This is a genomic window from Massilia sp. MS-15 (genome assembly GCF_020176695.1).
Lineage (GTDB): Bacteria > Pseudomonadota > Gammaproteobacteria > Burkholderiales > Burkholderiaceae_D > Telluria > Telluria hydrophila.
Genome location: NZ_JAIWIA010000014.1, coordinates 1 through 827 on the forward strand (window position 1 = coordinate 1; position 827 = coordinate 827).

At 67.0% G+C, this 827-nt stretch carries 1 pseudogene; it reads left to right on the forward strand.

Annotation, left to right across the window (positions count from 1 at the left end):
* Positions 1-827, forward strand: a pseudogene (locus LCI23_RS07595) (hypothetical protein); the annotation flags it as partial.

Sequence of the window (827 nt, forward strand, 5' to 3'; positions counted from 1 at the left end):
CCTGCGCTATGACGGCGCGGGCGAACTGTCTTCACTGGAAACGGTCGGCGCCCCGGTTGCGGGCACGGCAGAGCGCGCACGGCGCAGCACCCGCTTCGAACGCGACAGCATGGGCCGGCTCCTGTCCCAGGCCACGGCCACCGCCTTGACCAGCTATACCTGGGACGAGGCAGACCGCCTGCTTGCCGCCGAGCGCATCCCGAGCGGCACCGGCACCGCACTGGGCATCAAGCCCGACAGCGTGCGCTTCACCTACGACCAGGCCGGCCGCCTCGTTGCCGAGCATGCCGCCAACGGCACGGTCGACTACACGCTGGACGAGCTCGACAACCTGACGAGCCTGGGCCTGCCGCATGGTCCGCGGATCGACACCCTCGCCTACGGCTCGGGCCACGTGCACCAGATCCGCAGCGGCGAGCGCGTCATCAGCGACTTCGAGCGCGACGAGCTGCACCGCGAAGTGCGGCGCACCCAGGGCAGGATCAGCCAGCGCACCGGCTACGACCTGCTCGGCCGGCGTACGATGCAGGCAGCCGGCGCAGCGGCGGAGTCGGATCTGCCCGGGGCGGGGCAAGGCCGGCTGTGGCGCAGCTACCGCTACCACCCATCGGGCGAACTGGCCGAACTGCGCGACAGCGTGCGCGGGGCGATTGCGTTTGGCTACGACCCGGCTGGCAACCTGCTACAGCACAGCCATACTCCCTCAGATCTCTCTTCCTTGACAGCGTTAGACGTGAGCACAAGACGACTCACTGTTCCGCTCATTCTCTACCTTGTATTCCGCCTACTTGTTCAAATCAATCCGATTACTTCCAAGAATCTCGACA